The sequence below is a fragment of the Marinobacter oulmenensis genome, from assembly GCF_014201735.1.
Lineage (GTDB): Bacteria > Pseudomonadota > Gammaproteobacteria > Pseudomonadales > Oleiphilaceae > Marinobacter > Marinobacter oulmenensis.
The window spans coordinates 96,426-113,632 of record NZ_JACHFE010000007.1; the positions used below are offsets into that span (position 1 = coordinate 96,426).

At 58.4% G+C, this 17,207-nt stretch carries 15 protein-coding genes and 1 riboswitch; of the genes, 13 read left to right on the top strand and 2 right to left on the bottom strand.

Annotated features, from left to right (window positions below; all coding sequences use genetic code 11):
• Window positions 1-64 precede the first annotated feature (64 nt).
• Window positions 65-176, bottom strand: a riboswitch (TPP riboswitch).
• Window positions 177-337: 161 nt separating this feature from the next.
• Complete coding sequence (locus tag HNR38_RS13540; protein WP_183705181.1) at window positions 338-1,705, top strand: TolC family outer membrane protein; 1,368 nt, start codon at window positions 338-340, stop codon at window positions 1,703-1,705.
• A 44-nt stretch (window positions 1,706-1,749) separates the two neighbouring features.
• Here the strand turns inward: HNR38_RS13540 and waaA are convergent, their stop codons facing one another.
• Window positions 1,750-3,003 (bottom strand): lipid IV(A) 3-deoxy-D-manno-octulosonic acid transferase, encoded by a 1,254-nt coding sequence (gene waaA, locus HNR38_RS13545; protein WP_183705183.1) that lies wholly within the window; start codon window positions 3,001-3,003, stop codon window positions 1,750-1,752.
• Window positions 3,004-3,104: 101 nt separating this feature from the next.
• On the opposite strand from waaA, the gene lpxL reads away from it, so the two are divergent.
• From lpxL to HNR38_RS13605, 12 genes are all read left to right on the top strand, one after another.
• Complete coding sequence (lpxL, locus tag HNR38_RS13550; protein ID WP_246362719.1) at window positions 3,105-4,061, top strand: LpxL/LpxP family Kdo(2)-lipid IV(A) lauroyl/palmitoleoyl acyltransferase; 957 nt, start codon at window positions 3,105-3,107, stop codon at window positions 4,059-4,061.
• A gap of 120 nt (window positions 4,062-4,181) precedes the next feature.
• Window positions 4,182-5,600, top strand: a complete 1,419-nt coding sequence (locus HNR38_RS13555; RefSeq protein WP_183705187.1) for a mannose-1-phosphate guanylyltransferase/mannose-6-phosphate isomerase — start codon at window positions 4,182-4,184, stop codon at window positions 5,598-5,600.
• On the top strand, window positions 5,597-6,502 hold the full coding sequence (locus tag HNR38_RS13560; protein WP_183705189.1) for a lysophospholipid acyltransferase family protein: 906 nt from the start codon (window positions 5,597-5,599) through the stop codon (window positions 6,500-6,502). Before HNR38_RS13555 ends, HNR38_RS13560 begins: the two co-directional genes overlap by 4 nt.
• Window position 6,503: 1 nt before the next feature.
• Entirely contained in the window at window positions 6,504-7,439 is a 936-nt protein-coding gene (locus HNR38_RS13565; protein WP_183705191.1) for a mitochondrial fission ELM1 family protein, read from the top strand.
• Window positions 7,436-8,545 (top strand): glycosyltransferase family 4 protein, encoded by a 1,110-nt coding sequence (locus tag HNR38_RS13570; RefSeq protein WP_183705193.1) that lies wholly within the window; start codon window positions 7,436-7,438, stop codon window positions 8,543-8,545. Before HNR38_RS13565 ends, HNR38_RS13570 begins: the two co-directional genes overlap by 4 nt.
• A 51-nt stretch (window positions 8,546-8,596) precedes the next feature.
• Window positions 8,597-9,637 carry a glycosyltransferase family protein gene (locus HNR38_RS13575; RefSeq protein ID WP_183705195.1) on the top strand — a complete coding sequence of 347 codons (1,041 nt, stop codon included), beginning with the start codon at window positions 8,597-8,599 and terminating at the stop codon, window positions 9,635-9,637.
• The gene (locus tag HNR38_RS13580; protein WP_221275822.1) at window positions 9,634-10,362 is read left to right on the top strand and encodes a YrbL family protein; all 729 of its coding nucleotides are present in this window, start codon (window positions 9,634-9,636) and stop codon (window positions 10,360-10,362) included. Before HNR38_RS13575 ends, HNR38_RS13580 begins: the two co-directional genes overlap by 4 nt.
• A gap of 3 nt (window positions 10,363-10,365) precedes the next feature.
• Window positions 10,366-11,445, top strand: a complete 1,080-nt coding sequence (locus HNR38_RS13585; RefSeq protein ID WP_183705197.1) for a glycosyltransferase — start codon at window positions 10,366-10,368, stop codon at window positions 11,443-11,445.
• The gene (locus HNR38_RS13590; protein ID WP_183705200.1) at window positions 11,442-12,488 is read left to right on the top strand and encodes a glycosyltransferase; all 1,047 of its coding nucleotides are present in this window, start codon (window positions 11,442-11,444) and stop codon (window positions 12,486-12,488) included. Before HNR38_RS13585 ends, HNR38_RS13590 begins: the two co-directional genes overlap by 4 nt.
• A gap of 108 nt (window positions 12,489-12,596) precedes the next feature.
• On the top strand, window positions 12,597-13,736 hold the full coding sequence (gene wecB, locus HNR38_RS13595) for a non-hydrolyzing UDP-N-acetylglucosamine 2-epimerase (RefSeq protein WP_343068330.1): 1,140 nt from the start codon (window positions 12,597-12,599) through the stop codon (window positions 13,734-13,736).
• Between the two features lie 11 nt (window positions 13,737-13,747).
• Complete coding sequence (locus HNR38_RS13600) at window positions 13,748-14,848, top strand: glycosyltransferase family 4 protein (RefSeq protein WP_183705204.1); 1,101 nt, start codon at window positions 13,748-13,750, stop codon at window positions 14,846-14,848.
• 26 nt (window positions 14,849-14,874) lie between these two features.
• Complete coding sequence (locus HNR38_RS13605; protein ID WP_183705206.1) at window positions 14,875-16,245, top strand: O-antigen ligase family protein; 1,371 nt, start codon at window positions 14,875-14,877, stop codon at window positions 16,243-16,245.
• A 25-nt stretch (window positions 16,246-16,270) separates the two neighbouring features.
• Here the strand turns inward: HNR38_RS13605 and HNR38_RS13610 are convergent, their stop codons facing one another.
• A complete protein-coding gene (locus HNR38_RS13610) occupies window positions 16,271-17,197 on the bottom strand; it encodes a branched-chain amino acid transaminase (RefSeq protein ID WP_183705208.1) in 927 nt (308 codons plus the stop codon).
• Between the last annotated feature and the right edge of the window lie 10 nt (window positions 17,198-17,207).

The following is a 17,207-nucleotide window of genomic DNA, read 5'->3' on the forward strand; positions in this document are numbered from 1 at the left end:
TTCATTGGTGTGGTCGGGTCGCGTTTGACGGAGCCTGCGCGCAGGCGCAATGCGCCTGCGGCAGTAGTCGTGCAGTCTCAATCCCTACGCCGGTATTATCCGGATCAGGTAGCGGGTTTTGCTATGCAATCTCAGCCAGGAGGCCACGCCGGCCCCTAGCACCCCGTCAAGACGCGAAGAAATGTCACGTCTGCAAGTGTAGAGACGGGAACCATTATTGTCCATAATGACCCTTTCCATTCCAGAGTCCGGGAATCCCGGAGGCTCATATAACCCCAGAGGCTTCCGGCCATTTTCAGGACCAAGGATGCCCGGAGACAGCTTGTCAGGAGAAAAAATGAAGAAACGCTTACTTCCAGGACTGATCACCCTGTTCGCAGCCCAGCCCGCCTTGGCTCTGGATCTGATGGATACCTACGAAAAGGCGCTGTCCTATGATTCCGGCATTGCATCCGCCCGCGCCAGCTTCGAGGCACAGCAGTCCGCCACAGACGTCAGCAAAAGCCAGCTGCTACCGCAAATCAGCGCATTTGCCGATGCCAACCACACCGATTTCGAAAGTACCGGCAACAGCGCCTCGGATGACAGCTACAAAACACTGAACTACGGTGTGCAGCTGAGCCAGCCGCTGTTCCGTGCCCAGACCTGGTTCCAGTATGACGCCAGCCAGTTCCAGACCGATGCGGCTGAAGCCCAGTACAACCTGGCCCAGCAACAGCTCATGCTGGATGTGTCCACGGCCTATTTCGATGTTCTCAGAGCGCAGGACACGGTCACCACGGCCAAAGCCACTGAAGCTGCCATTCAGCGCCAATACGATCAGGCCCAGGAGCGCTTTGACGTGGGCCTGATTGCCATCACAGAGGTGTACGAGGCGCGCGCAAGCTACGATGACGCCAAGAGCCAGCGCATTGCTGCTGAAAACCAGTTGAATGTAGCCCGGGAACAACTGGCACGGCTGATTGGTGAATACCCGGACGATCTGGAAAACCTGCGCCAGAATTTCCCGCTTGGCCGCCCTCAGCCAATGGACCCGAGCGCCTGGGAAAGCACCGCGCTCAAGCAGAACTGGTCCATCCAGGCGGCTCTGTCGCAGCTTAATGTCAGCGAGGCAAACCTGAAGGAAGCCAAATCCGGCCACCTTCCCACACTGGACCTGAACGCCTCCTACTCCGAAACCGATCTGGACGGCGCACGCACGCCACAACAGGAAGGTACCCAAGGCGTTATCGGGCTGTCACTGAACGTGCCTCTCTACTCTGGCGGCGGCACACAGGCGGGCGTGCGACAGCAGCGCTCCCTGGTGACTGCAGCAGAGGAAGACCTGAAGACCACCCGCCGGGATGTTCAGGTAAACACCCGCAGCCTGTTCCTGACCATCAACAACAACGTTGAATCGGCTAATGCCCTGGCCCAGACCATCATCTCCCGCCGGAGTGCATTGGATGCCACCCGTGCCGGTTACGATGTCGGTACGCGGAACATTGTGGAAGTTCTGGATGCAGAACGGGCCTACTACGTCGCCCTGAGGGACTACGCCAATGCCCGCTACGATTACGTGGTCAACAGCCTGCAACTGAAACAGGCCACCGGTATTCTGAGCCCGGAAGACCTTCGTGAACTGAACAACTGGCTCAGTGAAGGCGCACGGGGCATTGAAGCCACCGCCGAGGAAGACCGGACCCTCGAAGACCCCATGCAGTAAAAGGGTAACCGGTGATCACGCCCGGGCATGAAAGTGCCCGGGTGTCAGAACTGCCGGGCGATCCCTTCCACAACCCGTTCCAGCGCCCCCCGATTCCGGTTGACCACCGCCTGTGCCCGCTGGCCCAGCGCTTCAGCCTGAGAGGGATCGGAGAACAGCTGCGCCAGGGTATTTGCCAGTTCGTCTTCACCCTGAACAAAACGGACTCCGTCATGGGTCCTGAACTGTTCGTAGATGGTTTCGAAGTTGAACACGTTCTCACCTGATAACACCGGAAGCCCCCAGGCGGCAGGCTCCAGGGGATTATGCCCGCCCCGCTCCACCAGCGAACCGCCGACAAAGGCCACATCGGCGGCGCCGTAGAGCATCATCAGCTCGCCCATGGCATCCCCCAGGTAGACCTCGGTTTTCTCACTGCACGCTTCCCGGGAGCGACGCGCGACCGTGAACCCTTCCGCACAGGACAACTCCGCGACCGTGTCAAACCTTTCGGGATGTCTCGGCACCAGAATCAGCAGAGCAGAGGGGTATTGGGCCAGCAGCTTCCGGTGGGCCGCCAGCAGGATGGCATCCTCGCCCTGGTGAGTGCTGCCTGCGATCCACACCGGGCGCTCCCCCAGACTGGCGCGAAGCTCCGAGGCGGCCGAACGGGTTGCGGCAGGGATCTCCACATCGAATTTCACACTGCCGGTGACCTCTACCCGGGAGGCCGAAACCCCGATGCGGCGGAAACGGCGGGCATCACTTTCCGCCTGGGCGGCAATCCAGGTCAGGTTGTCCATGACCGGGGCAACCAGGGCGCGGACTTTTTCATAGCCCTGGGCGGAGCGCTCTGACAGGCGGGCATTGACGAGAATTGAGGGCACATCACGACGGTGGCACTGCACGATCATGTTGGGCCAGATTTCGGTTTCCATAATGACCAGGACGGCGGGATTGACCCGTTTCAGAAACCGGCGAAGCGCCCCCGGGGTATCGTAAGGCGCATAGGCGTAACTCACCTGATCACCAAACATCTTCCGGGCCTGGGCCTGGCCGGTATCGGTCATCGCAGTCATCAACACCCGGGTGTGGGGGTCACGCGCCAGTAACTGGCGGACCAGCGGACCGGCGGCAATGGTTTCCCCTACCGAGACTGCATGAACCCAGACAATACGCCCCGTCATCCGCGGTACATACCCCAGCCGGTGGCACCAGTTCTTCCTGCGAGCCGGGGCCTGACGCCCTCGCCACCAGAGCCTGATCAGGATCAGGGGCAGCGCCAGCCTGACCAGTTGTGAGTATATGAACAGCAACACGCGGGACTCCCGGCGAAACGATGCGTTATCATGGTACGGTTAGCCTGTCGCAGGGCATCTTGCCCTCGGACAGACCGTTTGTCGATGCAGGATCACCGATTTTGAAGAAGAAGTACCGCAAGCTTCCAAGGAATACAGATTACTCCGCCTACCGTCATCCCCGATGGTGGCCAACCTGGTTGGGCATCGGCGCCATGTGGCTGGCAGCCCAGCTTCCGCTGCGCGTCCAGTGGCAACTGGGACGAATGGCCGGGCTGCTGACCTGGAAATTTGCCAAATCCCGCCGCCATATTACCGAGACCAACATCCATCTGTGCTTTCCGGAACTGAACGGGCAGCAGCAACAGGCCCTGGTCCGCAACAGCTTTATCGCCAACGGCATCGGCCTGATGGAGATCGGCATTGGCTGGTTCCGCGATACCGAAAAACTGAAAAAAATCACCCGAATCCACGGCCTGGAACACTTTGAAAAAGCCAAAGAGGCTGGCCGTGGCATCCTGCTGGTGGGCGGGCACTACAGTACGCTGGAAATGGGCGGCTCTCTGGTCACCCAGTATATTGAAGCCGACGTCATGCAGCGGGACCACAACAACCCGCTGATGAATGCCGTGATGACGCGCTCCCGTGAGAAGCGTTATGGCAACGTGCTGGCCGCCCGGGATTTGCGGGGGCTGTTCCGCAGCCTGAAGCAGAACCGTGCGGTGTGGTACGCCACCGATCAGGATTATGGCCGAAAAGACATTGTCTTTGCCCCCTTCTTCGGCATCCCGGCGGGCACGATCACAGCCACGTCACGCATCGCCGAGCGCAGCGGCTGCACCGTCATGCCTTTCAGCCATTTCCGTGATGATGACAAGCCCGGCTATGAAATCCACTTCCATCCACCGCTGGAGGATTTCCCCAGTGGTGATGACCTGGCCGACGCCACCCGCATCAATGCCATCATTGAGCAGGAAATCCGTAAAGCGCCCGACCAGTACCTTTGGATGCACCGGCGCTTCAAGACCCGTCCGGAACGGAGCGACCCCGGTTTTTACGGGCGCAAGCAAAAACAATAACGCAACAGCCGGGTTTCTGGCGGCCCGGCAATGGAGCGCTTAAGATAGGCTCAACGTGTTCGAACATCCAACTGAACGGCACCAGGTTCATTCCAAAAACGCTCAACATCGGAGTGCAACATGATTCACCCCGTCATCATGGCCGGAGGCACCGGCTCCCGGCTCTGGCCACTGTCCAGGCAACTGAACCCGAAACAGTTCCTGAAACTGACGGACGATCATCTGTCCATGCTGCAGTTGACACTGGATCGCCTGAACGGCCTGGACTGCTCCGAACCGCTGCTGATCTGCAATGAGGAACACCGGTTCCTGACCGCCGAACAGATGCGCCAGAGTGGTTACCTAGAGCCGGACATTATCCTTGAACCCTGCGGGCGCAATACCGCGCCAGCGATTGCGCTGGCCGCTTTGACTCTGACGGCAAAGGCCGCGGCCGATGACGACCCGCTCATGCTGGTGCTGGCGGCCGACCACCTGATTCAGGATGTCGACGCCTTCCAGGCCGGTATAAAACGGGCGGTTCCGCTCGCGGAACAGGGCAAACTGGTCACCTTTGGCATTGTTCCGACCCATGCCGAAACCGGCTATGGCTATATCCAGCGCGGTCAGGGCTTGTCCGAGGGCAGCTTTGAGGTCTCGCGGTTCGTGGAAAAACCAGACCTCGACACGGCTGAAAGCTACCTGACTTCGGGGGACTACCTCTGGAACAGTGGCATGTTCATGTTCAGCGCCCGCCGCTACCTGCAGGAACTGCAAACCTACCGCCCGGACATTCTGGCCATTTGCCAGGCCGCCCTGGACGACGCCCGGGAAGACCTGGACTTCACCCGCGTGAACGCTGACATTTTCGCGGAATGCCCGGAGGATTCCATCGACTACGCCGTGATGGAAAAAACCGACAACGCCGCCGTGGTCGCGCTCGATGCCGGGTGGAGTGACATCGGCTCCTGGTCAGCACTCTGGGAAGTCAGCGAAAAGGACGGCGATGGCAACAGCTTCACCGGCGACGTCATCGCGCACGATACCGCCACCACCCTGGTCCGCGCCGACAACCGGCTGGTGGCGACGGTAGGCGTGGAGAACCTGGTCATCATCGAAACCAAGGACGCCCTTCTGGTCGCCCACAAAGACAGGGTGCAGGACGTCAAGAAAGTGGTCGAACGCATCCGTAACGATGGCCGCCACGAGCACATGAACCACCGGGAAGTGTACCGGCCATGGGGCGTCTACGACTCCATCGACAATGGCACCCGCTACCAGGCCAAGCACATCACGGTGAAGCCAGGGGCGAAGCTGTCAGTCCAGATGCACCACCACCGCGCCGAACACTGGGTTGTTGTCAGCGGTACCGCCCGGGTCACCAACGGCGACAAGACCTATCTGGTGACCGAAAACCAGTCCACTTACATTCCGATCGGCCAGGTTCATTCGCTGGAAAATCCGGGAGTGATTGACCTGGAACTGATTGAGGTCCAGTCCGGCTCCTACCTGGGCGAAGACGACATCGTGCGCTTTGAGGATCGATACGGCCGGTCATGAGCAAGCTGAAGTATTACCTGATCGTCGCCCCTCTGCGTCTGGCTGGCGCCCTGCCCCTTGGACTGGCCCAGAAACTGGGCCGCTTGGGTGGGCAACTGGCCTGGATGCTGGGCTCCGGGTCCCGCAAGGTGACCGAAACCAATATCCGGCTGTGCCTGCCAGAGCTCTCAGAACAGCAAAGGCAGGCCCTGGCCCGCCGCTCACTGGCGCATACCGGAATGACCGCCATGGAGATTCCCCTGATGTGGGAATGGCCGGTGGAAAAGTGCTTCGGGCTGATCCGTGAAACCGAAGGGCTGGACCTGGTGGATCAGGCCCTGGCCTCCGGCCGCGGCCTGATCCTGATGGCCCCACACCTGGGTAACTGGGAACTGGCCGGCCTTTTCTTCTCTTCACGCTACCGGATGGCCGCGCTTTACAGCCCGCCCCACGTCCCCGAGTTCGAGGACTACATGATCCGCGTCCGCAGCCGACTGGGCTCGGAACTGGTTCGGGGCGATCGCAAGGGGCTGTCCCGTCTGATGGGCATTCTCAAGGAAGGCGGCGTCGCCGGCATTCTTCCGGATCAGTCCCCCAGAGGTAAGACCAACGCCTACGCACCGTTTTTCGGTATCGATGTCCGCACCATGACGCTGATAAACAAGCTGGTCCAGAAGACCGGAGCCAATGCGCTGGTGACCTACGCAGAGCGCCTGCCGGACCAGCAGGGCTTCCGCATCGTGGTCACCGAGGCCGCGCCCGGACTGGACGCGGCAGATCCGACAACCGCCGCAACCGCGCTGAACCAGTCGGTTGAGAAGGTTGTCCGGCGCATTCCCGAACAATACCAGTGGGAGTACAAACGCCTGCGGCATCAACCGGAAGGCCGGCCCAATCCTTACAAAGACACTGACAAGTCCTGACATGGCCATCGAAGCAAAAATCGAACCCTCCGTCTGGCTGATCACCGATAACAAGCCCGGTCACCGCAACCAGTTGCGCGGACTGGGGGAGCGGCTGGCCTCCCGTTTTGGCGCCAGTCTCACCTGGATCGATGCCAATCAGTACCCGGCCTCCTGGCCCCGGGCCATTGCCGGCCTGGCGCCCGACATCGCCGGACCTGATCCTGACATCATCATTGCCGCCGGCAGCCTGCCCCAGCGACTTCTGCTGGCCTGTCGCCGGCGCTACAAAGCCTTGCGGGTGGTACTGATGCGACCGGCTCTGCCATTCTTCCGGCCGGACCTGGCCATCGTTCCGATGCACGATGATCCACCGGATCGCCCCGATGTACTGGTCACCCGGGGGGTTCTGAATGCCGTTACGCCAAGGTCTGGCGAGGTTACCGGCCAGAATAGCCTGATCCTGCTGGGCGGCCCGTCCGAGCACTATCACTGGAACAGCGACGACATCCTCGAACAGCTCAAGGTGCTGTCGGTGGAATACCCGGACTGGCACTGGCAGGTGACATCGTCCCGGCGTACCCCGGCGCCGTTGATCGAGACGCTCTCAAGTCTTGGCCTGGACAACGTGACTTTCCACCACCACGAGGACACAGGCCCCGACTGGCTACCCGCCACCCTGGCCCGAAGCAGTGCTGTGTGGGTATCCCCGGACAGCGTGTCCATGGTTTACGAGGCGATCACCTCGGGGGCGCCCACGGGGCTGTTCCAGTTAACCGCAAAGAGTGTCAGCCGGGTGGTCCGTGGCCTGAAGGGCCTGCAGGCCGACGGCCTGGTTACCCCCTGGGCGGACCGTGCGCGCCTGATGCAGGATCAGGCCAGGCAGGGGCCGCCTCTCTGGGAGGCGGACCGGGCGGCAGAATGGCTGATGCAACAGTATGGAGAACACGCCAGATGAGGGTTTTGCAGACGCTACCAGCCCTGAACAGCGGAGGGGTTGAGCGTGGCACCGTGGAATTTGCCCGGGAACTGGTCCGGCACGGCCATGAATCGATCGTGCTGTCTTCCGGGGGCCGGTTGGTGCCCCAGCTGGAAGCCGAGGGTTCCCGCCATATCAGCAGGCCGGTGCACCGCAAGTCACTTGCTTCCTTTGGCCAGATTCGCCCGGTCCGGCGCCTGCTGCGGGAGCTGAAACCGGATGTGGTCCATGTTCGCTCACGCATGCCGGCCTGGATTCTCTGGCTGGCCTGGCGCGGCCTGCCGGAAAACGAGCGGCCTGCCCTGGTGAGCACATTCCACGGCATGTACTCGGTCAATGCCTACAGCGCCATCATGGCCAGGCCCAGACACCTGATCGCCATTTCACGCTGTGTGGAGCGGTACATACTCGACAACTATCGGGTTGCGCCGGACCGGATCACAGTCATCCAGCGGGGTGTAGACACCCGGGCCTTTTCCCCGGAACCGCCGGACCAGGACTGGGTCGAGGCACTCTACAGCGAGTACCCGGAGCTCCAGGGGCGCAAACTGGTTCTGATGCCCGGACGCCTCACCCGCTGGAAAGGCCAGGAAGCCTTTCTCGACATGATGGCGGACCTGAGCCGCCGTGACCCGGCCGTTCATGGTGTCGTGGTCGGTGGGGCGGAAAAAAACAAGAAAAGCTACCTGGCCGAACTTGAAGAAAAAACAGCGAGCCTGGGCCTGGACCAGCACATCACCTTCGCTGGCCATCGCTCGGACATCGTCCAGTTCTACCGGCTGGCTGATGTGGTGTGCCATATGTCCAGCAAACCGGAGCCTTTTGGGCGGACTCTCACCGAAGCCCTGGCGGTGGGCACTCCCGTGGTCGCCTTCGACCGGGGCGGTGCGGCGGAATCCCTGTCCGCCTGCTTTCCGGAGGGGCTGGTTCCGGCCGACGACCTGAGTGCTTTTGCCGGGCGAGTGCATCACCTGCTCGACCAGCAGCCACAGATTGAGGTGCACCCGGAGTTCCGGCTGGATCACCAGGTGCAGGCAACCCTGGATGTCTACCAAAGAGCCCTTGCCGGTGCCGGAAGACCCTGACTGCGCCGGCTGGTACAATGGCCGCTTTCCAATTCAGAGGACCCGCCCGACATGCGAGTACTTCACATTGCCTATCAGCAACTGCGCCGCTATGGCCAGACCCGGGTAAGCTGGGCACAAAAGCTGACCAACGGCCTGATCAAGAACGACCACTATGTGTCGGTCTTCAGTGATCGGGACGTCGCGGCCTTTGAAGCGCCGCTGGGTATTCGCGATCTCGGCAAGAGCAAGGCCAATCAGAAGCTACTGGAAACCGTTGATGCGGTGGAACCGGACCTGGTGATCGCCGGCCACTGCGACATCATCAGTAACGAAACCCTGAAGGAAATCCGCCAGCGTCACCCGGCGGTCACCATCGCCCACTGCAACAACGACCCCCTGTTTGTGCCGGACAACGTCGAGCGAATCAAACACCGGGCTTCGGTTGTTGATGCCATTTTTGTGTCCACCGGTCGCCGGGAACTGGAGATCTTCGAAGGTCTGGGAGCGCGGGTTTATCACATGCCCAACCCGGTGGACCCGGCCATTGAGTCCATGCGCAATGATGAGCGCACCGACCTGGACATTGATCTGCTGTTCTGCAGCAACAGCACCAACTTCACCAAGCGCCTGGAAATGGTCAAATGGCTGAAAGACCAGCTGGGTGATGAGCTGAATTTCAAGACCTTTGGCAGCTTCGGCGAACCCCCGGTATGGGGGCGTGACTACGACCGGGCACTTGCCCGCACCCGGATGGGCCTGAATCTCAACCGCCAGGAAGGTCATTACTGGTACTCTTCTGCCCGGATGGCGCAACTGGCCGGCAACGGCATTCTTCAGTTCAGCCACAGCGGGCCCCGGTTTGACGAGCTGCTGCCCCCGGAGAGTGTGGTCTACTTCAATGACCAGGAGGATCTGCTGGCCAGGATCCGCGAGTTCCATCACGACGATGCCAAGCGCCGGCTGTGGGCTTCCCGGGCGAGGGAGTTTTTCCATACCGAGATCAACTCGAAACTCTATGCCCAGTACATTCTGGAAGCATCCCTGATGCAGCCGTTCTCCCACGATTACGTCTGGGCGCAGGACATCAACCTGGACGGTTCCCGTCGATGACCCTGATGCTGTCGGACCAAAAGCCATTTGCCAAAGGCGGCCACCGCCTGTGCTTTGTGCATCCGGAAGACAAGCAGCGGTGCATCAAGGTGCGACGCCCGGATTTCACGCTGGTGGACCTGCGCCGGTCAAAGGGCTTCCCGAAGAATCTGAGGCCGTTGAGCAGCTTCGATGACAATCTCGAAGAATACCGCGTCATTACCGATATCGCCCAAACCGTAGGGGCAGAGGCATCCCGGCACATCTACCGGTGTTACGGCTTTGTGGACACTGATCTGGGCCGGGGCCTGGAATGCGAGCTGATCCGGGACGGATCCGGTCTGATCTCCCTGTCGCTGAAACAGTACCTATGGGAGCACGGTTACACCGACGACTGCCGCCAGGCTGTCGACGAACTCACAGCCTTCTGGACCAGGCACCAGATCCCCTCGAGAAAACTGCTGACCCACAACATTATGGTGCAGCAGGCAGACAACGGTGAAATCCTTCGCCTGGTGGTCATTGACGGACTCGGCTCCCCCAACCTGTTGCCATGGGGCTGGTTGCCGGCTTCCCTCCGCAAAAAGCGGGTTCGGGAACGCATCCAGCACCTGCAACAAAAGATTGAGGAAGCCGTGGACAAGAGAGCACGCGGAATTGCGCCCAGTCAGGTCGGCTTCCAGCACCACAGAGACGACCGAAACACACCCGATCCATCTCGGCCAGGCATGCACGGGGAACACTGATTCATGCGGGTAATGCAGATACTCCTTTCCCAGTCCCAGGCAGGGGCAGAAACCTACTTCGAGAAAGTGGCTGCGGCCATTGCCCAGGACCCTTCCATTACCCAGAAAGTGGTGATCGAAGCCCTGCCCCCGCGCGAACAACGCCTGGACAACGCCGGCGTCGATTACTTCACGCTACCTATGGGCAAGCTGAGCAAGCCCCTTCTCTATGACTGGAAGCTGAAATCGATCGTTCGGGATTTCAAGCCGGACCTGATCGTCACCTGGGTCAACCGGGCATCCAGAAAATGCCCGCCCACCAGCGCAGTGGTCGTGGGCCGGCTCGGCGGTTACTACGATCTGAAGAATTACCAGAAATGTGATCACCTGATTGTGAACACGCAAGACCTGGTCAGACACGTTACCGACAATGGCTGGCCAGCCGATCATGTCAGCATGATCAGCAACTTCGGTGAATTGCCCTCACGCCTCAGTGTGCCGGCGCCAAAACCCGTCATCCCTGAGGGGCACCGGGTACTGCTGGCGCTTGGCCGCCTCCACGAAAAGAAGGCCCATGATACGCTGATCAAGGCATTGCCTGACATTCCGGACACCACTCTGCTGATCGCCGGAACCGGAGAGCTTCAGGGGCAACTGGAACAGTTGGCCGAAGAGCTTCAGGTCAGTGATCGGGTCCAGTTTCTGGGACTCAGAAAAGACATCCAGGAACTTTTCGACCTGACCGACGTGTGCGTTTTCCCCTCCCGCTTTGAGCCTCTGGGCAATGTCGTGCTGGAAGCCTGGGCGACCCGGACACCGATTGTCGCCGCCGCCAGCCAGGGCCCGTCCTGGCTGATCACGGATGGAGAAGATGGCCGCCTGTTCGAGGTGGATTCCTCTACTGAATGCGCCCGGGCCGTGAACCAGGTGCTGGCAGATGACGGTCTTGCCCGCCGACTGGCCGAAAACGGCCATCGGGTTTTCCTGGAGCGATTTTCCAAGGACGTGATCGTCGACCAGTACAAGGCGCTTTTCCAGCGCCTGGTCAACGAACGACAGGCGAGAGCCTCCAACCCAGCCGATCAGCCAGGGAGTCCGACATGACCCAACCTCGCATTGCCCAGGTGCTTGCCGGCGCGGAACAGGGTGGCGCCGAGAACTTCTTTGTGCGCCTGGTTAAAGGTCTCCAGGACACCGGGCAGGTCAACCAGCAGGCCTTTATTCGCGGCCACCGACACCGCATGGAAGCCCTGGAGGCCGGAGGCGTTCCCACCCGGGGCTTCCGCTTTGGCGGCCGTCTGAATCCGATGGACCGACTGCGCTTTCACCGGGCCCTGCGCAAGTTCCACCCGGATATTGTCATGACCTGGATGAACCGGGCCTCCATTGCCACACCGCCGGGGGATTACACCCTGGTGAGCCGGCTCGGCCACTACTACAACCTGAAATACTACCGCCATGCGGATTACTGGGTCGGGATCTCCCGGGGCATTTGCGACCACCTCGTTCGTGGCGGCATGCCTGCGGAACGGGTGTTTTATATCCCCAACTTTGCTGACGAAACCCCTGTTGAAGCCCTGCCAAGGGACAGCTTTGACACACCGGCCGATCAGCCCCTGATACTCGCCGCAGGCAGGCTCCACGAGAACAAAGGCTTCGACATTCTTCTCAAGGCACTGAAAGACGTACCTGACGCCATACTATGGCTGGCGGGCAGTGGCCCGGAAGAACAGGCACTGAAGCAGCAATGCAGCGAGCTGGGGCTGGATGAACGGGTACGCTTCCTTGGCTGGCGGGACGATGTGACCACCCTGATGAAAACCGCAGACCTGTTTGTCTGCCCGTCACGTCACGAGGGGCTGGGCTCCATTGTTATGGAATCCTGGGCTCATGAGTGCCCGATCATTGCGACAGATTCGCAGGGCCCGGGGGAACTGATCGATTCCGGCGAAACCGGCATTGTCACCCCCGTGGATGAACCCGAGCCTCTTGCCGGCGCCATCCGGCAACTGCTGGCCAATCCCACCGAGTCAGAGCGACTGGTAAAGAATGCCAGCGAGCATTACTGGGCCCATTTCAGCCGGTCAGTGATTGTTCAGCAGTATCTGGACCTCTACGCATCATTTCCGAGGAAGAAGGAAAATTAGTGGCCAACAACGCCGAAAACTTAATCTTTGCCCTTGGAGCTCCGCCGATAAGATGATGAATATGGTTCTTGTTACACAACTCAGGCAGACAACCAGAAAGACTCATCCATAGCTATGAAAATAATGCTCGTGTTTGGAACACGCCCAGAAGCCATCAAGATGGCGCCACTTATTAAACGTTTAAAAGCGGCCAAGCTTGAGGTTTGCGTATGCGTCACTGCGCAACACCGCCAGATGCTGGACCAGGTAATGTCTCTGTTTGAGATTTCGGCTGACTACGACCTGAATCTCATGAAGCCTCATCAAAGCCTGACAGACATTACGGTGAACGTATTAACCGGCCTTGAGTCGATTCTGGAAAAAGAGTCGCCAGACTGGGTTGGGGTCCATGGAGACACAACAACGACTATGGCAGCAAGCCTCGCTGCGTTTTATAAAAAAATACCGGTCTTCCATGTCGAAGCCGGTCTGCGAACCGGTGACATATACGCGCCGTGGCCGGAAGAAATGAATCGACGACTCGCCGGAACCATTGCCAGCACCCACTTCGCCCCCACTGACGCGTCAGCCGGCAATCTGCTGAAGGAAGGAGTCAGCCACAAAACGGTTGTGGTAACAGGCAATACCGTTATCGATGCGCTACTCGATACTGTACAAAAACTCGATAACGACCAGGATCTCCAGGCCGAATGCCGTCAACTTGCACAACTGGATGACCTGTCAAGCCATCGGCATCTACTGCTCGTCACAGGCCATCGGAGAGAGAACTTTGGCCGGGGTTTCCAGCAAATATGTCAGGCACTACAGAAACTGGCACATAAACACCCGGACCTTGCCATCGTTTATCCGGTTCATCTAAACCCCCAGGTTCAAGAACCGGTGTACAAACTTCTATCGGGGTTGCCAAACGTAAACCTTATAGAACCACTGGATTACCTGCCGTTCGTTTACCTGATGCAGCAAGCCAGCCTGATAGTGACCGATTCCGGAGGCATTCAGGAGGAAGCCCCCTCTCTTGGTAAGCCCGTGCTGGTCACTCGGGAGTCCACAGAAAGGCCCGAAGCTGTGGACGCAGGAACAGTAAAACTCGTTGGCACAGATGGAGAAAAAATAATTCATCATGTGGAACAGCTAATTACGGATACTGAGGCCTATCGCAGAATGGCTTTCGCCCACAATCCCTATGGCGACGGACAGGCGTCCACAAGGATTGTGAACCACCTGCTCAAATCTGAACATGCCTCTTGAAAGGTGCCAATATGAAAATCGCAATGATCACTAACGAATACCCACCGAGTATCGGGGGCGTTCAGACGCATGTTCATGAACTCAGTAAAGCGCTGGTTGCGCTGGGACATGAAGTGCACGTCGTGACTCGTTGGAAAGACAAGACAACATTACAGACTGAAATGCAGGATGGTATACATATCCACCGTATCGCTCTGTCAAAAAGCCATTGGATCTATGACTGGCAGCTCAGTCGTTATCTAAACAGACTGGATCAAAAAATACAGCTGGATGTACTCCACGTGCATGGCATGAGGCCTCTGAAAGCATGTTCACGGCTGGAGACCCCGTTGATTTTCACCAATCACACATCCTCTTTCCTCAAACGTGCCAAACAAGACAAAATCCATCTGGATAAAATGGCGGCCCAGCTAGAGCCTGCGAACCTGGTTCTGGCCCCGAGTGAAGAACTGGCTGAGGCGACAAGGAAATGCGGTTACAAAGGACCCGTTGAGTTTATTGCCAATGGTGTCGATACCGACAAGTTTTCTCCCGGGCCATCAAACCTCCGAGACAAACTCAAGATCCCTCGAGATGCCTTTGTTGTCGTCCTGGCCCGTCGCCTCTATGAGAAAAACGGTGTCCTCTTCCTAGCAGAGGCCTTCGGGAAGCTTAAAAACCCCAACCTCTACCTGCTTGTAGCCGGAGCCGGAACCGAGCAAGACGCTTTCGAGCGAATCATCCTCGACAGTGGGGCGAAAGAACGGGTTTATATGCTCGGAGGCGTCGCTAATGGAGATATGCCTGAGGTCTATAGAGCCTCTGATGTCTCTGTTTTACCCTCCCTGATGGAGGCTACGAGCATTGCCGGATTAGAGGCGATGGCATGTGGTCTCCCTCTCATTGGAACCAATGTTGGCGGAATACCAGCCATCTTGCGACATCACGATAATGGCTTGCTCGTTGAACCCAGATCCCCGGAGCAATTGGCAGAGGCGATTACGAGCCTGACAGATAATCCAGCGACCTGCACGCAGATGGGCCGTCGAAGTCGTGAACGAACGATCGAGGAATTTTCCTGGAAAGCAATCGGTACCCAGACCATTGCACACTATGAAAGCATCCTTGCGTAACTAATCACCTCAGAGACAAAAGCACCTTGGCAATCCAATCTAAGAACGAGCTTCTGCCCAAAGAGGCCGCCCCAGGCAACATTAATTACCAAAGATGGCTCTTTGGAGCTGGTTTTCTGGTGCTTCTGGCTTATACCGCAGTCAGCCTCCTTATAGAGCCCGCAGAGAGTTATATATCCTCACTCCTGCTATTACTGGGTTTTGGAGGCTTTTTCTGGATGGGGCACCAACTCCGGGTGTCGCCTCCGATGTGGATGTTTGTTGCAGCTATCGCCATCGCCCTGCTCTCCTGGATGTTGGCACACGCCCACCACCCTGAGTGGGCAGAAAACTCACCCAAGGTGCATCGTCTCACCATATGGCTCCAGTTTATTGCTGTGGCCTGGCTTCTGGGAGGGAGTACCCGCCGAACATTAATACTTTGGGGTACCTTTGCCCTGTCTCTGCTATTCGTTCCCTGGGTCACCGGGAACGGTATAGGGGAGTGGATAAGCGGGTTCAAGGGACAGCGCATCGATTTCGGCATGCTCAACGCCCAACATACAGCCCTGCTTTATGCTATTGCGTTTATGGGAATGATCGCGTTCAGCCATAGATTCCTCAAACCGGGTAAAGCCCACACCCTGCGGATCGTGCTTTGGGCAACAGGCCTGACGATATATGGAGCGGCAACCGTCATAACGCAAACCCGTGGAGTGTGGCTTGGCTGCCTCGCTGCAGCCGCCGTATTCGCTGCAGCCTTCATCGTATGGATGGTTCGTATATCACCTTCAAGCGCCGAAAAAAGGCGGCTGACAGGAGCTCTGGTAGTCGCTATTGGAGTGGCAAGCCTAGCTGTTATGTCGTTGAATGACATTGTTGAGGCCCGTATTAATGCCGAATCAAACATTATCGATAAGCTATTATCCGACGAGCCCTATGACGGCAAAAGCTCCAGCATTAACTACCGCATTGCCAGTTGGAGTGCAGCCTTACCATGGATTAAAGAGCGCCCAATCATTGGCTGGGGAGGGAATGGACGAAAACTGGTCTTGGACCATTCAGAGCAACTTCCTTCCTGGATTCAGAGCCGAACTGGCCACCTACACAGCTCCTATATGGATATACTGGTCAATTTCGGGCTGCTGGGGCTTGGCCTATTCCTGACCATTCTTATCTGGACCACAGTTTCCGGGATAAAAGCATGGAAACACGGCCATTTGCCAGGAGACATTCTCGTCTTTTACCTGGCTTTCATAGCTTTTTGGCTAGTGGTCAACACCTTTGAGTCTTTCATGTTCTATTCTACCGGCCAATACATTTTTGGGCTGATGTTAGGCGGGATCGTTACACACATCTGGCGGGCGCAGCTAGAAACTTCAAGAGAAAAAGATAATACGCTGTTGGCAATAAAATAAGCCCCCCAATAAGGGGGGCTTGGCATTACCCGCTGACAACCGTCAGCCAGTCCTTATGCTCTGGCAATTCACCTTTCACCGCAGCAAAGTACTTGGCCTGCATTTGCTCGGTAACCGGGCCACGCTTGCCTTCGCCGATCTGGCGGCCATCCAGTTCCCGGATTGGCAGCACTTCAGCAGCCGTGCCGGTGAAGAACGCCTCTTCCGCCACGTAGACTTCGTCACGGGTGATGCGGCGCTCTTTCACTTGCAGCCCCATATCGCGGGCAAAGTCGAGGATGGTCGCGCGGGTGATGCCTTCCAGGCAGGATGTCAGTTCCGGTGTGTGCAGTACACCGTCACGAACGATAAAGATGTTCTCACCGGAGCCTTCCGCCACGTAGCCCTCGTTGTCCAGCAACAGGGCTTCCTCCGCGCCGCCGGTAATGGCTTCGTTCAGAGCGAGCATGGAGTTGATATAGTTGCCGTTAGCCTTCGCCTTGCACATGGTGATGTTCACATGATGGCGGGTGTAGGAAGACGTGCGAACCTTGATGCCGAGTTCCTTCGCCTCCGGCGACATATAGGACGGCCAACTCCAGGCCGCAACCATAACGTGGACTTTCAGGTTGTCTGCACGCAGACCCATGCCTTCAGAACCGAGAAAAACCATCGGGCGCAGGTAGGCTTCGTCCAGGTTATTCTCGCGCACGGCCGCACGCTGAGCCTCATTGAGCTCCTCTTTGCTGAACGGCATTTTCATATTCAGGATATGGGCGGAGCGGAACAGGCGATCAGTATGCTCTTTGAGACGGAAAATCGCCGGGCCGTTCGCGGTTTCGTACGCACGCACACCTTCAAAGCAGCCAAGGCCGTAATGCAGGGTGTGGGTCAGCACGTGGGTTTTGGCATCCCGCCAGGGAACCATTTCACCATCCAGCCAGATAAGGCCATCGCGATCAGCCATCGACATCGTTCTTGCT

Bases quoted from the DNA above. Each gene is read 5' to 3' on its own strand.
- HNR38_RS13590 (WP_183705200.1), top strand. From the start codon at position 11,442: ATGACCCAACCTCGCATTGCCCAGGTGCTTGCCGGCGCGGAACAGGGT.
- HNR38_RS13575 (WP_183705195.1), top strand. From the start codon at position 8,597: ATGCGAGTACTTCACATTGCCTATCAGCAACTGCGCCGCTATGGCCAG.
- HNR38_RS13580 (WP_221275822.1), top strand. From the start codon at position 9,634: ATGACCCTGATGCTGTCGGACCAAAAGCCATTTGCCAAAGGCGGCCAC.
- HNR38_RS13565 (WP_183705191.1), top strand. From the start codon at position 6,504: ATGGCCATCGAAGCAAAAATCGAACCCTCCGTCTGGCTGATCACCGAT.
- HNR38_RS13585 (WP_183705197.1), top strand. From the start codon at position 10,366: ATGCGGGTAATGCAGATACTCCTTTCCCAGTCCCAGGCAGGGGCAGAA.
- HNR38_RS13600 (WP_183705204.1), top strand. From the start codon at position 13,748: ATGAAAATCGCAATGATCACTAACGAATACCCACCGAGTATCGGGGGC.
- HNR38_RS13555 (WP_183705187.1), top strand. From the start codon at position 4,182: ATGATTCACCCCGTCATCATGGCCGGAGGCACCGGCTCCCGGCTCTGG.
- HNR38_RS13540 (WP_183705181.1), top strand. From the start codon at position 338: ATGAAGAAACGCTTACTTCCAGGACTGATCACCCTGTTCGCAGCCCAG.
- HNR38_RS13560 (WP_183705189.1), top strand. From the start codon at position 5,597: ATGAGCAAGCTGAAGTATTACCTGATCGTCGCCCCTCTGCGTCTGGCT.
- HNR38_RS13570 (WP_183705193.1), top strand. From the start codon at position 7,436: ATGAGGGTTTTGCAGACGCTACCAGCCCTGAACAGCGGAGGGGTTGAG.
- HNR38_RS13610 (WP_183705208.1), bottom strand. From the start codon at position 17,197: ATGTCGATGGCTGATCGCGATGGCCTTATCTGGCTGGATGGTGAAATG.